Consider the following 15,924-nt stretch of genomic DNA (forward strand, 5'->3'; position numbering starts at 1 on the left):
CCCTTCGGGGACGGGCGGCCGGTGTCACCAGCGGCCCGGCTCGCTGCCCGTGACGGCCTGCGAGGGCCGGCCGTCCACCCCCACCGGGACCTCCCCGGCGAGCATCACCCGGTGCATGATCCGCGGGTGGCCGAGGTGGGCGTTGTCACTGGGCGCGAGGTGGATGACGGCCCGGTTGTCCCAGAAGGCCACGCTGCCCGGCTCCCAGCGGAAGCGGACGGTGTACTCCGGCCGGACCGCCTGCTCCAGCAGCATGTCCAGGACGGCCGCGCTCTCCGGGCGTGAGAGACCCTCGATCTGCTCGACGTAGTAGCCGTTGACGAACAGCAGCCGCTCCCCCGTCTCCGGATGTACGCGCACCAGCGGGTGCACGGTGGCGATCTGATGCCCCATCAGGTGACGGACGTAGGCGTCCTCGCCCGGGCGCATCCGGTAGCCCACGCCGAGCCGGTGCTCGGCGCGCAGCCCGTCGGCGAAGGCGCGCACCGGGGCGGAGAGGCCGGCGTACGCGGCGGCCAGGTTGGACCAGGTGGTGTCGCCGCCGTAGGGCGGGACGGTCTCGGCGCGCAGGATCGTCGCGGCGGGCGGGTCGACGCGCGCTCCGTGGTCGCAGTGCCAGCCGCGCAGCAGCGTGTGCCGGCGCCGGCTCAGCCACTCCTCGTGGTCCATCCCGAACCGCCCGCCGAGCTCCAGGCGGTCCGCGGTGGTCTCGATCTCGGGCACGTCCGCCGGCGAGGCGCCGCCGCGCCGCCGCAGCACCACCGGTTCGCCGAAGCGGCGGGCGAACGCCACATGGCCCGCGTGGTCCAGCCGCTGTCCGCGGAAGAAGACCACCTTCCAGCGCAGCACCGCCGCGCGGATCGCGGCGACCTGCGCCTCGTCCGGGCCGTCGGCGAGGTCCACCCCGGTGATCTCGGCGCCGATGTGCCCGGCGACCGGGTGCACCCCGATCCCTCCGGTCCGGCCGGCGTCCGCCGCGTCCGTGCCCGCCGCGTCCGTACCCGCGTCCGCGTCCATGCCCGTGCCCGTGTCCGCCGTCATGCGCGCCTCCCGCACCTGCCTCGGTGACCGTTCCGCCTCCAGAAGATCGTGACAGCGTTCGGCGCCCGGGGCGAGGCGTCGGGATACTGGCCGTACGGCACAGTCAACGGGAAGGCACACCGTGATCGGCATCCCGGCGCACACCCTGAACGACGGCACCCACCTCCCCGCGATCGGCCTGGGCACCTGGCCGATGGACGACGCCGAGGCGGAACGCGCCGTGCGCGACGCCCTCGGCATCGGCTACCGCCTGATCGACACGGCGGTCAACTACCGCAACGAGACGGGGGTGGGCCGCGCGATCGCCGGCTCCGGCGTCCCGCGCGAGGAGATCGTCGTGACGACGAAGCTCCCCGGCCGGCACCACGGGTACGCGGAGACCCTCGCGTCCTTCGAGGAGTCCCGGCGGCGGCTCGGCCTGGACCGGGTGGACCTGTACCTGATCCACTGGCCGCTGCCCCGGGTCGGCAGGTACGTGGAGTCCTGGAAGGCCATGATCAGGCTCCGCGAGGACGGGCTGGTGCGCTCGATCGGCGTCTCCAACTTCACCCGCGAGCACATCGAGCGGCTGGAGAAGGAGACCGGGGTGCTGCCCGCCGTGAACCAGGTCGAGATGCACCCCCTGCTCCCGCAGCGGGAGCTGCGCGCCTTCCACGAGGACAAGGGCGTACGCACCGAGAGCTGGAGCCCGCTGGGCCGCGGCTCGCGCCTGCTGGAGGATCCCGCGGTCCTGGAGGTGGCCGGGGCCCTCGGGGTGACCCCCGCCCAGGCGGTCCTGCGCTGGCACACCCAACTCGGCGCGGTCCCGGTCCCGAAGTCCTCCGACCCCGTCAGGCAGCGCGAGAACCTGGACGTCCTCGGCTTCGAGCTCACCCCGGCCCAGCTCCAGGCCCTCGTTCTCGATCCGCCGCAGCGCCTCGGCGGCGACCCGGACACCCACGAGGAGTTCTGACCGGGCCGGGTACCCGGAGGGCCGGGGGCGTGAGGGAGGTGGTTCGCGTGGCCGGGGACGAGCGGTTGCGGGAGTACCGGCGCAAGCGGGACTTCGGGCGGACGCGGGAGCCGTCGGGACGGCGGGACACGCCCGGGCCGGAGCCCCGGTTCGTGGTGCAGATCCACGACGCGCGGCGGATGCACTTCGACTTCCGGCTCCAGGTGGGCGACGTGCTGAGGTCCTGGTCGGTGCCGAAGGGGCCCTCCGGCGACCCGCACGACAAACGGCTCGCCGTGCCCACGGAGGACCATCCGCTGGAGTACGAGGACTTCGAGGGCGTGATCCCCGCGGGCGAGTACGGCGGCGGCACGGTGATCGTGTGGGACCGGGGCACGTACGAGCCCCTGAGCCACGACCGCCGGGGGCGGCCCGTCGACTTCGCCGAGTCGCTGGAGCACGGGCACGCCACCTTCCGGCTGCGCGGCTCCAAGCTGCACGGCGAGTACGCGCTCACCCGTTTCAAGGGCGGCCGGGACGACGGGGAGGAGGAGGCGTGGCTGCTCGTGCGCAAGGCCGGCGGCGGCCCGGTCGGCGGGCACGGCACGCCCGATCCGCGCCGGGCACGCTCCGTCCGCACCGGCCGCACCCTCGCCCAGGTGGCGGCCGAGGGCGGCGAGGAGTGAGGTGACCGGGGCGTGTCAGCCGCGGTGGGCCCCGCGGGCGCGCAGCGCGGCGAGGGCCCGGTCGGCGTGGCTGTTCATGCGCAGTTCGCTGCGGACGCATTCCAGTACCGTGCGGTCCTCGGCGATCACGAAGGTGGCCCGCCTGGTGGGCGCCGGCGAGAAGCCGCGCAGCACCCCGAACCGCTCCCGTACGGCGCCGTCCGCGTCGGACAGCAGCGGCATGCCGAGTCCGTGCCGGCCGGTGAACTCCCGCTGGCGCTCCACCGGGTCGCCGCTGATGCCGACGGGCCGGGCGCCCACGGCCGCGAACTCGGCGGCCAGGTCCCGGAAGTGGCAGGCCTCGGCGGTGCAGCCGCGGGTGAGGGCGGCCGGGTAGAAGAACAGCACCACCGGCCCGTCGGCGAGCAGTCCGCTCAGGGTGCGCACGGCGCCCGTCTCGTCGGGCAGCGCGAAGTCCTCGACGGTGTCGCCCGCCTTGACCGGGGCGCTCACGCCCGGCTCTCCGCGCTCTTGGCGACGCCCCGGGCCCACAGCACCAGGGGGACCTGGAGGGGCAGCCGTCCGAAGGCGACCGCGCGCTGCGGTGCGGGGCGGCGGCGCCAGTCCACGGCCATCTTGACGTTCGCGGGGAAGACGCCGACGAAGAAGGCCGCCGTCGCGAGGGCGGCCGCCTTGCGGGTCCGGGGCAGGGCGACGCCCGCGGCCAGGGCGAGTTCGGCGGCGCCGCTGGCGTAGGTCCAGGCGCGGGCGCTGCCCGGCAGGGCGCGCGGGACGATCCCGTCGAACTGGCGGGGCGCGGCGAAGTGGGCGGCTCCCGCGGTGGCCAGCAGGCCGGCGAGCAGCAGGGACGAGCGTTCGGACCGCGGCACGGTTCCTCCTCGTGGGTGATCTGCCGCGCGATCCTACTGGACGGTAAGTACGCGGTCGCCGCCGAGTGGGCACCCGTTCCGGGGAAACCGGCCGCGAGGAGGCTTGCCGAGAAGTCGTCACGTCGACATTCCAGCCGTGACCCTCCCCCTCATCGCGCCCATGCTCGCCACGCCCGGCACGCTGCCGCCCGCCGCGCAGGACGCGCGCTGGGCGTACGAGACCAAGCAGGACGGCCAGCGTGTGGTCGCCTACCTGGACGGCGCCGGCGGTCTGCTGTTGCGGGCGCGCTCCGGGGAGGACATCACCGCCGCCTACCCCGAGCTGCGCCCCCTCGGCCGGATCCTGGGCGCCACGCCCGCGATCCTGGACGGCGAGGTGCTCGCCCTGGACGAGGAGGGCCGCGCCGACTTCCAGCTGCTCCAGAGCCGCATGGGCCTGGCCCACGCCCCCGCGCGTGCGGCGCGCCGGGCGGCCCAGGTGCCCGTCCACCTGGTGCTGTTCGACCTGATGTACCTCGGGGGACGCCGGCTGGTCCGGCTGCCCTACGCCGGGCGCCGCGAGCGGCTGGCGGGGCTGGAGCTCTCGGGGCCGTACTGGTCGACGCCCGGGGCGATCGTCGGGCACGGCGCCGAGGCGCTGGCGGCCACCCGTGAGCACGGCCTGGAGGGGCTGGTCTGCAAGCGGCTGGACTCGGTCTACGAACCCGGGGTGCGCTCCCGGGCCTGGATCAAGATCCGCAACATGGCGAGCGAGGACGTCCTGGTGGGCGGCTGGCTGCCGGGCAAGGGCCGGCTGACCGGACTGCCGGGCGCGGTGCTGGTGGGCCAGCGGGCGGGCGGCCGGCTGCGTTACGTCGGCAGCGTGGGCACCGGCTGGAGCGAGGCGGAGCGGGAGGAGCTGGCGGGGCTGCTGGCGGCCCTGGCGAGCGACGCGTGCCCCTTCGACCCCGTACCGGCGGCGCGCGGGGCGCGCTGGGTGCTGCCCCGGCTGGTCGGCGAGGTCCGCTACAGCGTCCGTACCCGGGCCGGGATGCTGCGCCAGCCCTCCTGGCTCCGCCTCCGCCCCGACCTCGCCCCCGAGGACGCGGCGGCGGACCTGCCGGAGGACCTGCCCGACCGCGACGCGAGCGGCTGAGTCCGCGGGACGCCCGGGCGCGGGGCCCGTGCGCGGTGCGTGTCGGGACCGGTCACGCCAGGGGGTGGCCAAGGTCTATCGTGTCCCGCATGTCCGTGCCCGAGCTGATCCGTGTCGTCTCCCGTGACTCGCCCATGGCGCTGGCTCAAGTGGCGCGCGTCCGTGCCGAGTTGGCCGCAGCGCACCCGGGGGTGCGCACCGAGGTCGTACCGGTGCGGACCACCGGCGACAAGTGGCTGGGCGATCTGTCGAAGGTCGAGGGCAAGGGGGCGTTCACCAAGGAGGTGGACGCCGCGCTGCTGGCCGGCGAGGCGGATCTCGCGGTGCACTGCCTGAAGGACGTGCCCGCCGACCGGCCGCTGCCGGCCGGGACGACGTTCGCCGCGTTCCTGAAGCGCGACGACGTCCGCGACGCCCTCGTTCACCCGGACGGGCTCACCCTCGACCGGCTTCCGGCCGGCACCAGGATCGGCACGTCGGCGGTACGCCGGGTCGCCCAGCTGGCCGCGACCCATCCGCACCTGCGGTGCGTGCCGTTCCGCGGGAACGCCAACCGGCGGCTGGAGAAGCTCGCCGCCGGGGACGCCGACGCGCTGCTGCTCGCGGTCTCCGGCCTGGAGCGCATCGGACGCCAGGACATGATCAGCGAGGTGCTGTCCCCGGAGACGATGATGCCGCCGATCGGCGCGGGCATCCTCGCGCTCCAGTGCCGCGAGGGCGACACCGAGCTGATCGAGGCGGTCTCCGCGCTCGGCGACCGCGACACCTACCGCGAGGCCACCGCCGAGCGGATGTTCCTGCACGTGCTCCAGGGCCACTGCAACAGCCCCATCGCGGGGTACGCGCGCGTGGACCGCGGCGGCGAACTCTCCCTGCGGGCCTGCGTGTTCACCCCCGACGGCAAGACCCGGCTGAACGCCCACGAGTGGGCCGGCCGGCTGGACGCGGCCACGCTCGGCACCTCGGTCGCCGTGGCCCTGCTGCGGCAGGGCGCCCGCGAGATCATCGACGGCATCCCGCACTGAGGCGGGGCCGCCGGGCGGAAGCCGGCGGCGCGCCGTGGTGCGGGCGGTCAGCCGGTGGCGCCCGGCTCGGCCTGGTCGCGCAGGAAGTTGCTGACCTGGTGCGCGAGGCCGCCCGGGCCGCCCGGGCAGTGCGCACCCGCCCCGATGGCCTCCTCGTGCACACCGATGCCGCCGGTCCACAGCCGGCGGTCGCACCACTCGTCGTCGACGCGCAGCTGCACCTGGACGTCGATCTGCGACAGGGCGGCCTCGGGGCCGGCGGCGTAGAGCACGGCGGTGGCCCGGCGCAGCGGGTGGACGTCGAAGCCCTCGACGAACTGCGAGTTGCGCCAGTCGACGAACGCGCCCTCCCCGTCGGGGCCGATCCGCACGTCGATCTGCCCGTCCTCGAGGTGGATGCCGAAGTGCCGGGTGCCGCGGTTCTCGACGGTGACCCGGAGCCGGAAGTACGTCAGCCCCTCGGCCGCGTCGTCGCGTCCGCGCGGCGGCTCGGCCTGTTCCAGACGGTGGACGCGGACCCGCAGACCGGCATGCTCGTCGTACTCCTGCCAGTCCCCGACCACGTTGGGCTCGTACACGCTGCACCTCTCGACTTCCAAGAGCTGCTTCCTATCTGTGCGCCGAGCGCACTGTCAAATGCGCGTAATGCACCGTGGCCAGGGAATTCACCCTCTTTGATCGGTGATCAAGCCGTGCGCTGGAGAAATCCGGCGACGGGCCGTCACGGCGATCGCGGCGGGCGTGCCGCACATCACGTCCGTACGGGTCCGGCGGCGGGACGGGTGGCCGGTTTTTGCCGGGGCGGCCCCGGCGGCCGCCGTCAGCGGGCCAGCCGGCCGAGCAGCCCGGAAGCGGCGGTGATCCCGAGGGCGGCGGCCACCACGAGGACGGCGAAGTCGGCGGCCAGGTGCGCGGGGGTGCCCAGGAGCAGGCCGCGCAGGGCGTCGACCTGGTAGCTGAGCGGGTTGGCCCGGCTGACGGCCTGGAGCCAGCCGGGCATGACGGCGACCGGGTACAGGGCGTTGGAGCCGAAGAACAGCGGCATGGTGATGGCCTGTCCGATGCCCATGAGGCGGTCGCGGCTGAGGACGATGCCGGCGATGGTCATCGACAGGCAGGAGAAGAACGCCGAGCCGAGGACCACGGCCGCGGCGACGCCGAGCAGCCGCAGCGGGTTCCAGGTCAGCGCGACGCCGAGCAGGGCGGCGATCACGATGACGACGAGCGCCTGGATCAGCGACTTCACCCCGGCCGCGAACGCCTTGCCGGTGACCAGGGCCGAGCGCGGGGTCGGCGTGACCAGCAGCTTGTTGAGCACGCCGGCGTCGCGCTCCCAGATGATCTGGATGCCGTAGAAGATGGCGATGAACATCGCGGACTGGGCGATGATGCCGGGCGCCATGAAGTCGATGTAGGGGATGCCGCCGGTGGGGATCGCCCGGATGCGGGTGAAGGTCTGGCCGAAGATCAGCAGCCAGAGGGCGGGCTGGATCGCGCGGGTGTAGAGCTCGGTGCGGTCGTGGCGGAGCTTTTGCAGTTCCACCGCGCACATGGCGACGACCCGCGCGGGCAGCAGCCGCCATCCCGCGCGGGGCTGCGGCGGGCGCAGCAGGAGGCCGATGCCGACGGCCCCGCCGGGGTCAGCCGACGCGGTGGGCGGTGCGGCGGGTGCTTCGGACATCGCGGAAGTCTCCTGAGGTGTCGTCGAGGCCGCTGCCCGCCACGTCGCGGAAGACGTCCTCCAGCGTGGGCAGCGCGTCGGTGGCCGCCCCGCCCTGTGCGCGGCGGCGCTCGCCAAGCCCGCGCCGCAGCTCGGCCGGGGTGCCGAGGGCGCGGATACGGCCGCGGTGCATGAGCCCGACGCGGTCGCAGTACTGGTCGGCCTCGTCCATGTAGTGCGTGGTGACCAGTACGGTCATCCCGGTGGCCGCGCGGACCGCGTTGATGTGCTCCCACACGCCGGTACGGGCGATCGGGTCCAGGCCGATGGTCGGCTCGTCGAGGATCAGCAGGCGGGGAGCGCTGACCAGCGCCTGGGCCAGCTCCAGCCGGCGCACCATGCCGCCGGAGTACGTGTTCGCCAGCCGGTCGGCGGCGTCGGCGAGGTCGACGGCGGCCAGGGCCTGGGCCACCCGGGCGGCGCGTTCGCGGCGGGGCACGTCGAAGACGCGGGCGAACAGGGCCACGTTCTCCCGGCCGGTGAGCGCGGCGTCGGCGGACAGCTGCTGGGGGACGTAGCCCAGCAGGCGGCGCACCGCCATGCGGTCGACGGCGGCGTCGTGGCCGAAGACGCGGACCATGCCGGCGGGGACCGGCAGGAGCGTGGTGATGCACCGGATCGCGGTGGTCTTGCCGGCGCCGTTCGGCCCGAGCAGCCCGAACACCTCACCGGCCCCGACGGACAGATCCAGCCCGTCGACGGCCCGCATCCCGCCGAAGGAGTAGGCGAGGCCGGCGCAGGTGACGGCGTCGGTGACGGCTCCGGGGGCCTGGCCGTCAGGGCGGTCGGCGGTGGTGTTCCGGGTCATGGGCGGTCCGCCTCCTCGCGCAGGTTCTCGGCCAGGCGGCGCAGGGCGGGCAGGGCCGCGCGCAGCGCTTCGCGGTCGGCCTCGCCGAGGCGGTCCACCTGGTGGCGGACGAGGGCGGCGCGCCGCTCCCGCCAGTCCCGCAGGCGGCTCTCGGCCGCGCCGGTCAGCAGCAGGCGGGCGGCCCGGCGGTCGGCGGGGTCGGTCTCGCGGACGAGCTGTCCGTCCCGGACCAGCCGGTTGACCAGCGTCGACACGGAGTTGCCCGCCAGGTGCAGCTCCTTGGCCGCCTCCGAGACGCCGATGCCGGGTCGGGTCTCGACCAGGCGCAGCAGCTCGACCTCGGCGCCGCGCAGCCGTGCCACGGTCAGCCCGGCGCGCAGCCGGCGCCGGATCAGCCGCTGCACGCCGACGAGCGCGTCGGCCAGCTCCTCGGGAAAGCCCTCCCGGCGGCCCGCCTCCGAGTCCAGGTCCGTGCCAGTGTCCGTGCGATCCGTGTCCACGCGCCGAGATTACCTCTGTAGCAGAGGTAATGCCCCCCAAGGGACGGTCAAGCCTTCGCACCCGGGCGGCATTCGAGCGCCGACCGGCCCGGAATCAAGGGCATTCGGCGAGTCATTGAAATGCGCAGCATTTACTGCGGTGGCAGCTCTTCCGAGTTCGGTCGACAATTGAGATTCATGCGGTCGCATACCGCCTCCGCATTGCTCACCGCGTTATCGAAAATCTCTTGGAATCGCCGACTTCGGGAATCCGTTTTCCAGTGCTTCGGACCGGGGCAGGTCCTGGGGAGCCGCCGCGCCGGACCCGTCTTCCTCATCGCGGGCCTCGCCGCGCGCCTCCCGTGATGTCCGTCCATCCAGCACCTGCTGAGGGAGGCGCAGCGCATGCGTACCACCGGCAGAACCAAGTCCCACCCGCACGACGACGCACCCGACACCGCCGAGGCGTTCGAACGGCTCGCGGGCCTGCCCGACGGGCCCGAGCGCAAGGCGCTGCGCGACGAGCTCGTCCAGGTCTGGCTGCCCATGGCGGAGCGGATCGCGGTCCGGTTCCGCGGGCGCGGCGAGGCGCTGGAGGACCTGTACCAGGTGGCCGCGCTCGGCCTGGTCAAGGCCGTCGACCACTACGATCCGGCGCGCGGCTACGCGTTCGAGGCGTACGCCGTGCCGACGGTCACCGGCGAGATCAAGCGGCACTTCCGCGACCACATGTGGACGCTGCACGTGCCGCGCCGGGTCCAGGACCTGCGCAACCGGGTGCGGCGCGCGGCGAAGGAGCTGGCGCAGACCACGCCCGGGCGGGCGCCGACCGTGGCGGAGATCGCGGAGTACGCCGACCTGAGCCTGAGCGACGTACGCACCGGCATGGAGGCCCTGGACTGCTTCGCGGCGCTGTCGCTGGAGGCGGAGGTGCCGGGGACGGAGGGGTACGCGCTCGGCGACGGGCTGGGCGAGGCGGACCCGCGCTACGACCTGGTGGTGGACCGGGTGGCCGTACGGCCGTGCCTGGAGGCGCTGCCCGAGCGTGAGCGGACGATCCTCTACCTGAGGTTCTTCCGCGGCATGACGCAGAGCCGTATCGCGCAGCAGCTGGGGATCTCCCAGATGCACGTCTCCCGCCTGCTCAGCGGCTGCTTCGCGCAACTGCGCGAGGAGCTGCTGGCGGAGACCGGCTGAGGCGGGGCCGGGGCTTCCTGGAGTTCCGTGCGGATCGCGGCGGGCAGTTCGCCAGTGCTGCGGCCCCGGACGAGGGCCGGCGCGACCTCCTCCGCGAGCCGCTCGCGCACCCGCCCGGCGGTCACGTCGCCGGGGACGGCGGCGGGGCCGGGCTCGGGCGCGGGGTCGTGCCGTGCGCGCCCCACGGGGGACCGTCGTCGTCACCCGGGCGGCCCTGTGCCGGCTCGGCCCCGCGTTGCCGGGGCGGGTGCGGCGGCGCGGGCGGGCGGCGGTGCCGTTTCGGCGGCGCCCGCAGGGTACTCGGCAGGCGCCCCGGGGGTTCCGGCCCGACACTGGTCCGAGACCGGTTCCCGGCCGGCCGACTAGACCAGGACGTGCCATGAACGACGACTCGACGCCCTCCCGCCGTACGACCGACGTCGTCTCGACGCACTCGGTGTGCGGCGCGCCCTGCTGGGTGAGCCTGACCAGCCGCGACCTCGAGGCGACAGAGGAGTTCTACCAGGCCGTGCTGGGCTGGGAGTGGCGTTCGGCCAAGCTCGGCGACCGCTTCCGCATCGCGCTGGCGGACGGGGCGCCGGTGGCGGGGATCGCGGCGGTGGCGTCCATGTGGCAGATGGCGGTCGCCTGGACGCCGTACTTCGCGGTGCCCAGCGCCGACGAGGCGGTCTCGCGGGTGCAGGAACGCGGCGGTACGGCCGCGGTCGGGCCGATCTCGTTCCCGCCCGGGCGGGCCGCCCTGCTGGCCGACCGGGACGGTGCGACCTTCGGCATCTGGGAGGGCGAGCTCTTCACCGACTGGGAGACCTGGCGCAAGGCCGCACCGGCGTTCATCCGGCTGCACACGCGCGACGCCTTCGACGCCGCGATCTTCTACGGCGAGGTCCTGGACTGGGCCTCGGAGCTGCCGGGGTGCTGCGAGGTGCGCTACGAGGCCAACGAGGTCGTGCTCCGCAGCCACGGCGAGGTCGTGGCCCGCATCGAGTCCGGCGCTCTGGAGGCGGCGCCCGACCCGACGATCCGGCCGCACTGGCAGATCCACTTCCGCGTCGCCGACGTGGCCGCCTGCGCCCGGGCCGCCGAGGCCCACGGCGGCAGCGTCCTGCGCGAGTCCCCCGCGGAAGCGATCCTCCGCGACGCGGACGGCGCCCAGTTCACGGTCACGTCCCGACAGGAACGCTGACGTCACGGGGGTACCCCCGCAGCCGGCCCTCGGCCCCGCCGGTCCCACGGCGGCCCGAGGGGCTGCGCGCCGCGCGCATCGGCCCGGCTGGGCGCAGCGCGCGCGGGCTCGCAGGCGAGCCGGGCACCCGCAGACGTCCGGCGCCGGCGCCCGCACACGGTTACCGTCCGGCGGCTGCCCACCGTGCGCGTGGCCCCGAAGGCAGTGCCGCGCGCCGGCAGGCGACTGGGCCCGGCGCCCGAACGCGGCCGCCCTTCCATCCACGCACCTCGGAACATCGGCCGCCCCGCATGACGGCACCGGGCGGAGGCCGACGCCGAGGCCCGCGGCCGGACACGCGGTGCCGGTGGCCCCGCGGGCGCCGCCGTGCGGCCGAACGCTCCGCACTGCGGCGGAGCGGCGGACAGCCGACGCCCGCGCACGGCTGCCGCCCGCGCGCGGGCGCCCCGGGGCGGTGCCACGCACCGGCAGGCACCCGGTGCCTGGCGCCTCCGGCCTCGGTGTCGCCCGAAGACCGCGACCCACGTATGCCGGTCCCCTCGGCGCACCGAGCGCCAGTGGTCCGCCGTACCGCCAGGCCCGGTGCGTGATCGCGGCCCCCTGCCGCCGGGCCCGGTGTGATCACGGCCCCCGTCGCCGGGCCCCCGCGCGGCAGCCGCTCACCCCCACGGGGGCCGCGGGAGCCGCCCGTCCCGCGACGGGCAGCGTCGTGCGGTCAGGTGTGCGGGGGGCGGGAGAGAAGGACCAGGCTTCGGGGTTCGGTCTTCAGCCGGCTGGTGGGTTTGTGCTCGCGCTCGTCCGGGGGGCCCTGGGGTTCGGCGGTGTCGATCAGGGTGGTCCAGCGGTCGCCGTAGGCGGGGCCGGGGAGGCGGAAGTCGACCGGCTCCCAGTAGCCGTTGAGGAGGAGCAGGAACGAGTCGTCCGTCACGGGGCGGCCCTGCGGGTCGGGTTCGGCGATGGCGTCCCCGTTGAGGAAGACCATCACGGAGTGCGCGTCCGAGCGCTGCCAGTCGTCGTCGGTCATCTCGCGGCCGTCCGGCCGCAGCCACACCAGGTCGGGCAGCGGCTGGTCGTCACGGGTCGCGGTCTCGCCCTGGAAGAAGCGGCGGCGGCGCAGCACGGGGTGGGCGGCGCGCAGGCCGATGACGTGTCGCGTGAAGTCGGCCAGCTCCCGCTGCTCGTCGCTCAGCCGCCAGTCGACCCAGGAGACCTCGTTGTCCTGGCAGTAGGCGTTGTTGTTGCCGCCCTGGGTGCGGCCCAGCTCGTCGCCGTGGGAGAGCATCGGGATGCCCTGCGACAGCAGCAGCGTGGCGAGGAAGTTGCGCTGCTGGCGGGCCCGCAGTTCGAGGACCCCGGGGTCGCGGGTCTCGCCCTCCGCACCGCAGTTCCAGGAGCGGTTGACGCTCTCGCCGTCCTGATTGTCCTCCCCGTTGGCCTCGTTGTGCTTGTCGTTGTACGACACGAGGTCGCGCAGCGTGAAACCGTCGTGCGCGGTCACGAAGTTGACGCTGGCGCGCGGACGGCGCCGGTTGTGGGCGTACAGGTCGGAGGACCCGGTCAGCCGGGAGGCGAACTCGCCGAGCGTGTGCTCCTCGCCGCGCCAGAAGTCCCGTACGGCGTCCCGGTACATGCCGTTCCACTCCGACCACAGCGGCGGGAAGTTGCCCACCTGGTAGCCGCCCTCGCCGACGTCCCACGGCTCGGCGATGAGCTTCACACGGCTGATCACCGGGTCCTGCTGGATCAGGTCGAAGAACGCCGAGAGCCGGTCCACCTCGTGGAACTGCCGTGCCAGCGTGGCCGCGAGGTCGAAGCGGAACCCGTCGACGTGCATCTCGGTGACCCAGTACCGCAGCGAGTCCATGATCAGCTGGAGCACGTAGGGGTGGCGCATCAGCAGGCTGTTGCCGGTGCCGGTGGTGTCGTAGTAGTGCGCCCAGTCGCCGTCGACCAGGCGGTAGTACGAGGCGTTGTCGATGCCCCGGAAGGACAGGGTGGGGCCCTTCTGGTTGCCCTCGGCGGTGTGGTTGTAGACCACGTCGAGGATCACCTCGAGCCCGGCCGCGTGCAGCGCCTTGACCATCGACTTGAACTCGGCGACCTGCTCGCCCCGCGTGCCGTGGGCGGCGTAGCCGTTGTGCGGCGCGAAGAAGCCGATGGTGTTGTAGCCCCAGTAGTTGGACAGGCCCCGCCCCTGGAGCACCCCGTCGTGCACGAACTGGTGCACGGGCATCAGTTCGACCGCCGTCACGCCCAGCGAGGTCAGGTGCTCGAGGACCGCGGGGTGCGCCAGCCCGGCGTAGGTGCCGCGCAGTTCGGGCGGCACGTCGGGGTGGGTGCGGGTCAGCCCGCGCACGTGGGCCTCGTAGATGACGGTGTCGGAGTAGGTACGGCGGGGCGGGCGGTCGTCGCCCCAGTCGAAGAACGGGTCGGTGACCACGCCGAGCATGGTGTGCCCGGCGCTGTCGGCCGGGTCGGGACCGTGCGGGGCGCGTTCGTAGAGCGAGGGGTGGTCGTCCAGCCGCCCGTCCACGGCGGTGGCGTACGGGTCCAGGAGCAGTTTCCTCGGGTTGCAGCGATGGCCGGCGGCCGGGTGCCAGGGTCCGTGCACCCGGTAGCCGTAGCGCTGGCCCGGACCGACACCGGGCAGGCGGCCGTGCCACACGAAGCCGTCGGCCTCGGTCAGCGGCACGGTGCGGTGGGCGCCGCCGTCGTCCACGAGGACGAGTTCGACGTGTTCGGCGACCTCGCTGAACAGGGCGAAGTTGGTGCCCTGCCCGTCGTAGGCGGCGCCCAGCGGATAGGGGTACCCGCTCCACACCGGCGGGGTGGGGGCGGGTACCCCTTTGCGGTGTCTGCGCGCCGTCACCGGGCGTCCTCCAGGACGGCCTCGGGGGCGCACAGCGGTGAGGCGAGCGCGGTCACCGGCACGGCGCGGGGCGTCTTCAGGCCCTCGCGCAGGGTCGGGGAGGGCGCCTTCGGCACCAGCGGGACGCGCACCCCGGCGCGGGCCCGCTGCGAGAACCAGATGACCTTGCTGCCGGTCTCGGAGGCGCAGCAGCCCCAGCCGTCGCTCGTCGCCGCGATGCGCGCCAGGCAGCTGCGCAGGTCCTGGTCGGGGCGCAGGTCGTGGTTGTTCTCCCCGACGGCGGTGATGAGGTGCTGCCCGGTCCACCACATCTCGATGGAGGTGTGCTTGTCCCGGGCGTGCTCGTCGATGGCCTTCAGCAGCATCTCGGCACCGCCGCACACGGGTTCGACGAGGTCCTCGAGATCCCAGAACCGTAGGTGAGCGGCCAGGATGCGCCTGACCTGACCGACCCGTTCCGGGCTGACTTCCACGTCGAGGTGGTAGTAGCAGGGCACTGCGGTCTTCATTGTCGTTGGCTCCTCACCGGCGTGGCTCGCGCTGCGGCTGCCATGGGCCCTTGTGGGCTCAGCCCCCGAGTACGAAGCGTGAGCACCTGTTGCCTCTGAGTCAGATCCCACACTGAGCGCACTACGCCATTCGTGCAACACGAGCAGGTGGCGGGCGGGAACCGGCGCCGGGACGCGAGTGCGTACGGCCTTCCGGCTGGTTGAAGATCCAACAGGACGGTGAGTCGTTGAACGTGCACCATGAGTGAAGGTCTCGAGCGCCGTGAACGGGACCCGTGCCACGCGTGCGCGGTGACCGCCCCGACTGTCGGGAGACGTGCCCTTCGAGCGCTCATCGAAAGGTGAACGGCGCCATGCTGCTACCCGCCAAAACCGAAGTCGCACGGCACTTGCGGCGCTACCGGGCCTGGGAACGCGCGATGCTCGCGTCGCCCGACGACCGCCGGGTGCGGGCCACCTTCGAGGACTCGGGCTACACGCTGTGCGTGCTGATGGGCAAGCGGTGCGCGCGGGAGGCCGCGGACGCCGCCGAGCGCTATCTGCGGACCACGCTGGTGACCTACCTGCGGGAGCAGAACGCCGCCCGGCCGCATGTGGCCGCCATGGCCCGCAGGGGCCGGCCGAAGTCTCCGGGCCGCGGGGCGGAGCGGCGCTCCCCCGCCGGGCGGTAGCCGCGCTCGCCGAGCAGGAGCGAGCAGGACCGGGCTGGACCGAGCAGAACCCCTTCCCGGCCGGGCGCGAGCCCGGCCTCGAGCACACTGGAGGTGACACCCATGAGTCCGACCCCGCGTCCGGCCCTGAGTCCGACCCGTCCCACCGGCCGCATCCCGGTCCGGGACGTGCGCCCGGCGGTGGAGTGCGGCCGGCGCCCGGCCAAGGCGGTCGTGGGCGAGACGTTCGAGGTCACCGCCACCGTCTTCCGGGAGGGCCACGACGCCGTGGCCGCGGGCGTCGTCCTGTGCGATCCGGAGGGCCGGCCGGGTCCCCGGACGCCGATGCGGGAGCTGGCCCCCGGCACCGACCGCTGGGGCGCGGAGGTCACGCCGGACGCGCCCGGGCACTGGACGTTCCACGTGGAGGCCTGGAGCGATCCGGTCGCCACCTGGCGGCACACGGCCGGCATCAAGGTGCCGGCCGGCATCGACGCGGGGCTGGTGCTGGAGGAGGGCGCGGAGCTGCTGGCCAGGGCGGCCGCCGGGGTGCCCGAGGGGCCGGGGCGGCGGACGGTGCTCGACGCGGTGCGCTCGGTGCAGGACGACACGCTGCCGGTGATGACCCGTCTTGCGGCGGCGCTGACGCCGGAGGTGGGCGCGGTGCTGGCCCGCCATCCGCTGCGCGAGCTGGTCACCGCCTCCGAGCCGCTGCCCCTGCTGGTCGAGCGCGAACGCGCCCTGTTCGGCTCCTGGTACGAATTCTTCCCCCGCTCCGAGGGCACCCCCGAGCAGCCGCACGGCACCTTCACCACCGCCGCC

At 74.2% G+C, this 15,924-nt stretch carries 17 protein-coding genes; 8 read left to right on the top strand and 9 right to left on the bottom strand.

Translation table 11 applies throughout. The annotated features are described in order from the left end of the window. Positions 1-24 precede the first annotated feature (24 nt). Entirely contained in the window at positions 25-1,017 is a 993-nt protein-coding gene (locus IE217_RS10100) for a TauD/TfdA dioxygenase family protein (protein WP_229865191.1), read from the bottom strand. A gap of 145 nt (positions 1,018-1,162) precedes the next feature. On the opposite strand from IE217_RS10100, the gene IE217_RS10105 reads away from it, so the two are divergent. Continuing rightward, positions 1,163-1,993 carry an aldo/keto reductase gene (locus IE217_RS10105; RefSeq protein ID WP_190177383.1) on the top strand — a complete coding sequence of 277 codons (831 nt, stop codon included), beginning with the start codon at positions 1,163-1,165 and terminating at the stop codon, positions 1,991-1,993. 47 nt (positions 1,994-2,040) lie between these two features. Further along, complete coding sequence (locus IE217_RS10110) at positions 2,041-2,658, top strand: DNA polymerase ligase N-terminal domain-containing protein (protein ID WP_190177384.1); 618 nt, start codon at positions 2,041-2,043, stop codon at positions 2,656-2,658. Positions 2,659-2,673: 15 nt separating this feature from the next. Here IE217_RS10110 and IE217_RS10115 read toward each other — a convergent pair whose 3' ends face one another. Together IE217_RS10115 and IE217_RS10120 are read right to left on the bottom strand one after the other, a co-directional pair. After that, positions 2,674-3,150, bottom strand: coding sequence for a peroxiredoxin (locus tag IE217_RS10115; RefSeq protein WP_190177385.1), 477 nt, complete (start codon positions 3,148-3,150; stop codon positions 2,674-2,676). After that, the gene (locus IE217_RS10120; RefSeq protein WP_190177386.1) at positions 3,147-3,527 is read right to left on the bottom strand and encodes a DoxX-related protein; all 381 of its coding nucleotides are present in this window, start codon (positions 3,525-3,527) and stop codon (positions 3,147-3,149) included. Before IE217_RS10120 ends, IE217_RS10115 begins: the two co-directional genes overlap by 4 nt. A gap of 136 nt (positions 3,528-3,663) precedes the next feature. On the opposite strand from IE217_RS10120, the gene IE217_RS10125 reads away from it, so the two are divergent. Both IE217_RS10125 and hemC read left to right on the top strand, forming a co-directional pair. Continuing rightward, the gene (locus IE217_RS10125; protein WP_190177387.1) at positions 3,664-4,662 is read left to right on the top strand and encodes an ATP-dependent DNA ligase; all 999 of its coding nucleotides are present in this window, start codon (positions 3,664-3,666) and stop codon (positions 4,660-4,662) included. 89 nt (positions 4,663-4,751) lie between these two features. Beyond that, complete coding sequence (gene hemC / locus IE217_RS10130) at positions 4,752-5,687, top strand: hydroxymethylbilane synthase (RefSeq protein ID WP_190177388.1); 936 nt, start codon at positions 4,752-4,754, stop codon at positions 5,685-5,687. 47 nt (positions 5,688-5,734) lie between these two features. Here hemC and IE217_RS10135 read toward each other — a convergent pair whose 3' ends face one another. From IE217_RS10135 to IE217_RS10150, 4 genes are all read right to left on the bottom strand, one after another. Continuing rightward, entirely contained in the window at positions 5,735-6,265 is a 531-nt protein-coding gene (locus tag IE217_RS10135) for a hypothetical protein (protein WP_190177389.1), read from the bottom strand. A 242-nt stretch (positions 6,266-6,507) separates the two neighbouring features. Continuing rightward, the gene (locus tag IE217_RS10140; RefSeq protein ID WP_190177390.1) at positions 6,508-7,368 is read right to left on the bottom strand and encodes an ABC transporter permease; all 861 of its coding nucleotides are present in this window, start codon (positions 7,366-7,368) and stop codon (positions 6,508-6,510) included. Then, positions 7,328-8,215, bottom strand: coding sequence for an ATP-binding cassette domain-containing protein (locus tag IE217_RS10145; protein ID WP_190177391.1), 888 nt, complete (start codon positions 8,213-8,215; stop codon positions 7,328-7,330). Before IE217_RS10145 ends, IE217_RS10140 begins: the two co-directional genes overlap by 41 nt. Further along, positions 8,212-8,682 carry a MarR family winged helix-turn-helix transcriptional regulator gene (locus tag IE217_RS10150; protein WP_190177456.1) on the bottom strand — a complete coding sequence of 157 codons (471 nt, stop codon included), beginning with the start codon at positions 8,680-8,682 and terminating at the stop codon, positions 8,212-8,214. The genes IE217_RS10145 and IE217_RS10150 overlap by 4 nt, the downstream gene beginning before the upstream one ends. A gap of 417 nt (positions 8,683-9,099) precedes the next feature. On the opposite strand from IE217_RS10150, the gene IE217_RS10155 reads away from it, so the two are divergent. Both IE217_RS10155 and IE217_RS10160 read left to right on the top strand, forming a co-directional pair. After that, positions 9,100-9,891 (top strand): SigB/SigF/SigG family RNA polymerase sigma factor, encoded by a 792-nt coding sequence (locus tag IE217_RS10155; protein WP_190177392.1) that lies wholly within the window; start codon positions 9,100-9,102, stop codon positions 9,889-9,891. Between the two features lie 379 nt (positions 9,892-10,270). Then, the gene (locus IE217_RS10160) at positions 10,271-11,074 is read left to right on the top strand and encodes a VOC family protein (RefSeq protein WP_190177393.1); all 804 of its coding nucleotides are present in this window, start codon (positions 10,271-10,273) and stop codon (positions 11,072-11,074) included. Positions 11,075-11,789: 715 nt separating this feature from the next. Here the strand turns inward: IE217_RS10160 and glgX are convergent. After that, positions 11,790-13,943 (bottom strand): glycogen debranching protein GlgX, encoded by a 2,154-nt coding sequence (gene glgX, locus IE217_RS10165; protein WP_190177394.1) that lies wholly within the window; start codon positions 13,941-13,943, stop codon positions 11,790-11,792. Next, positions 13,940-14,452 (bottom strand): pep a2, encoded by a 513-nt coding sequence (locus tag IE217_RS10170; protein ID WP_190177395.1) that lies wholly within the window; start codon positions 14,450-14,452, stop codon positions 13,940-13,942. The genes glgX and IE217_RS10170 overlap by 4 nt, the downstream gene beginning before the upstream one ends. 353 nt (positions 14,453-14,805) lie before the next feature. Between IE217_RS10170 and IE217_RS10175 the strand changes: the two genes are divergently transcribed. Both IE217_RS10175 and IE217_RS10180 read left to right on the top strand, forming a co-directional pair. After that, positions 14,806-15,123 (top strand): DUF5133 domain-containing protein, encoded by a 318-nt coding sequence (locus IE217_RS10175; RefSeq protein WP_190177396.1) that lies wholly within the window; start codon positions 14,806-14,808, stop codon positions 15,121-15,123. 102 nt (positions 15,124-15,225) lie between these two features. Continuing rightward, the coding region (locus IE217_RS10180) for a maltotransferase domain-containing protein (RefSeq protein WP_190177397.1) at positions 15,226-15,924 on the top strand (699 nt) is incomplete at its 3' end.

Origin of the sequence: Streptomyces naganishii JCM 4654, from assembly GCF_014650575.1 — a bacterium.
Classification (GTDB): domain Bacteria; phylum Actinomycetota; class Actinomycetes; order Streptomycetales; family Streptomycetaceae; genus Streptomyces; species Streptomyces naganishii.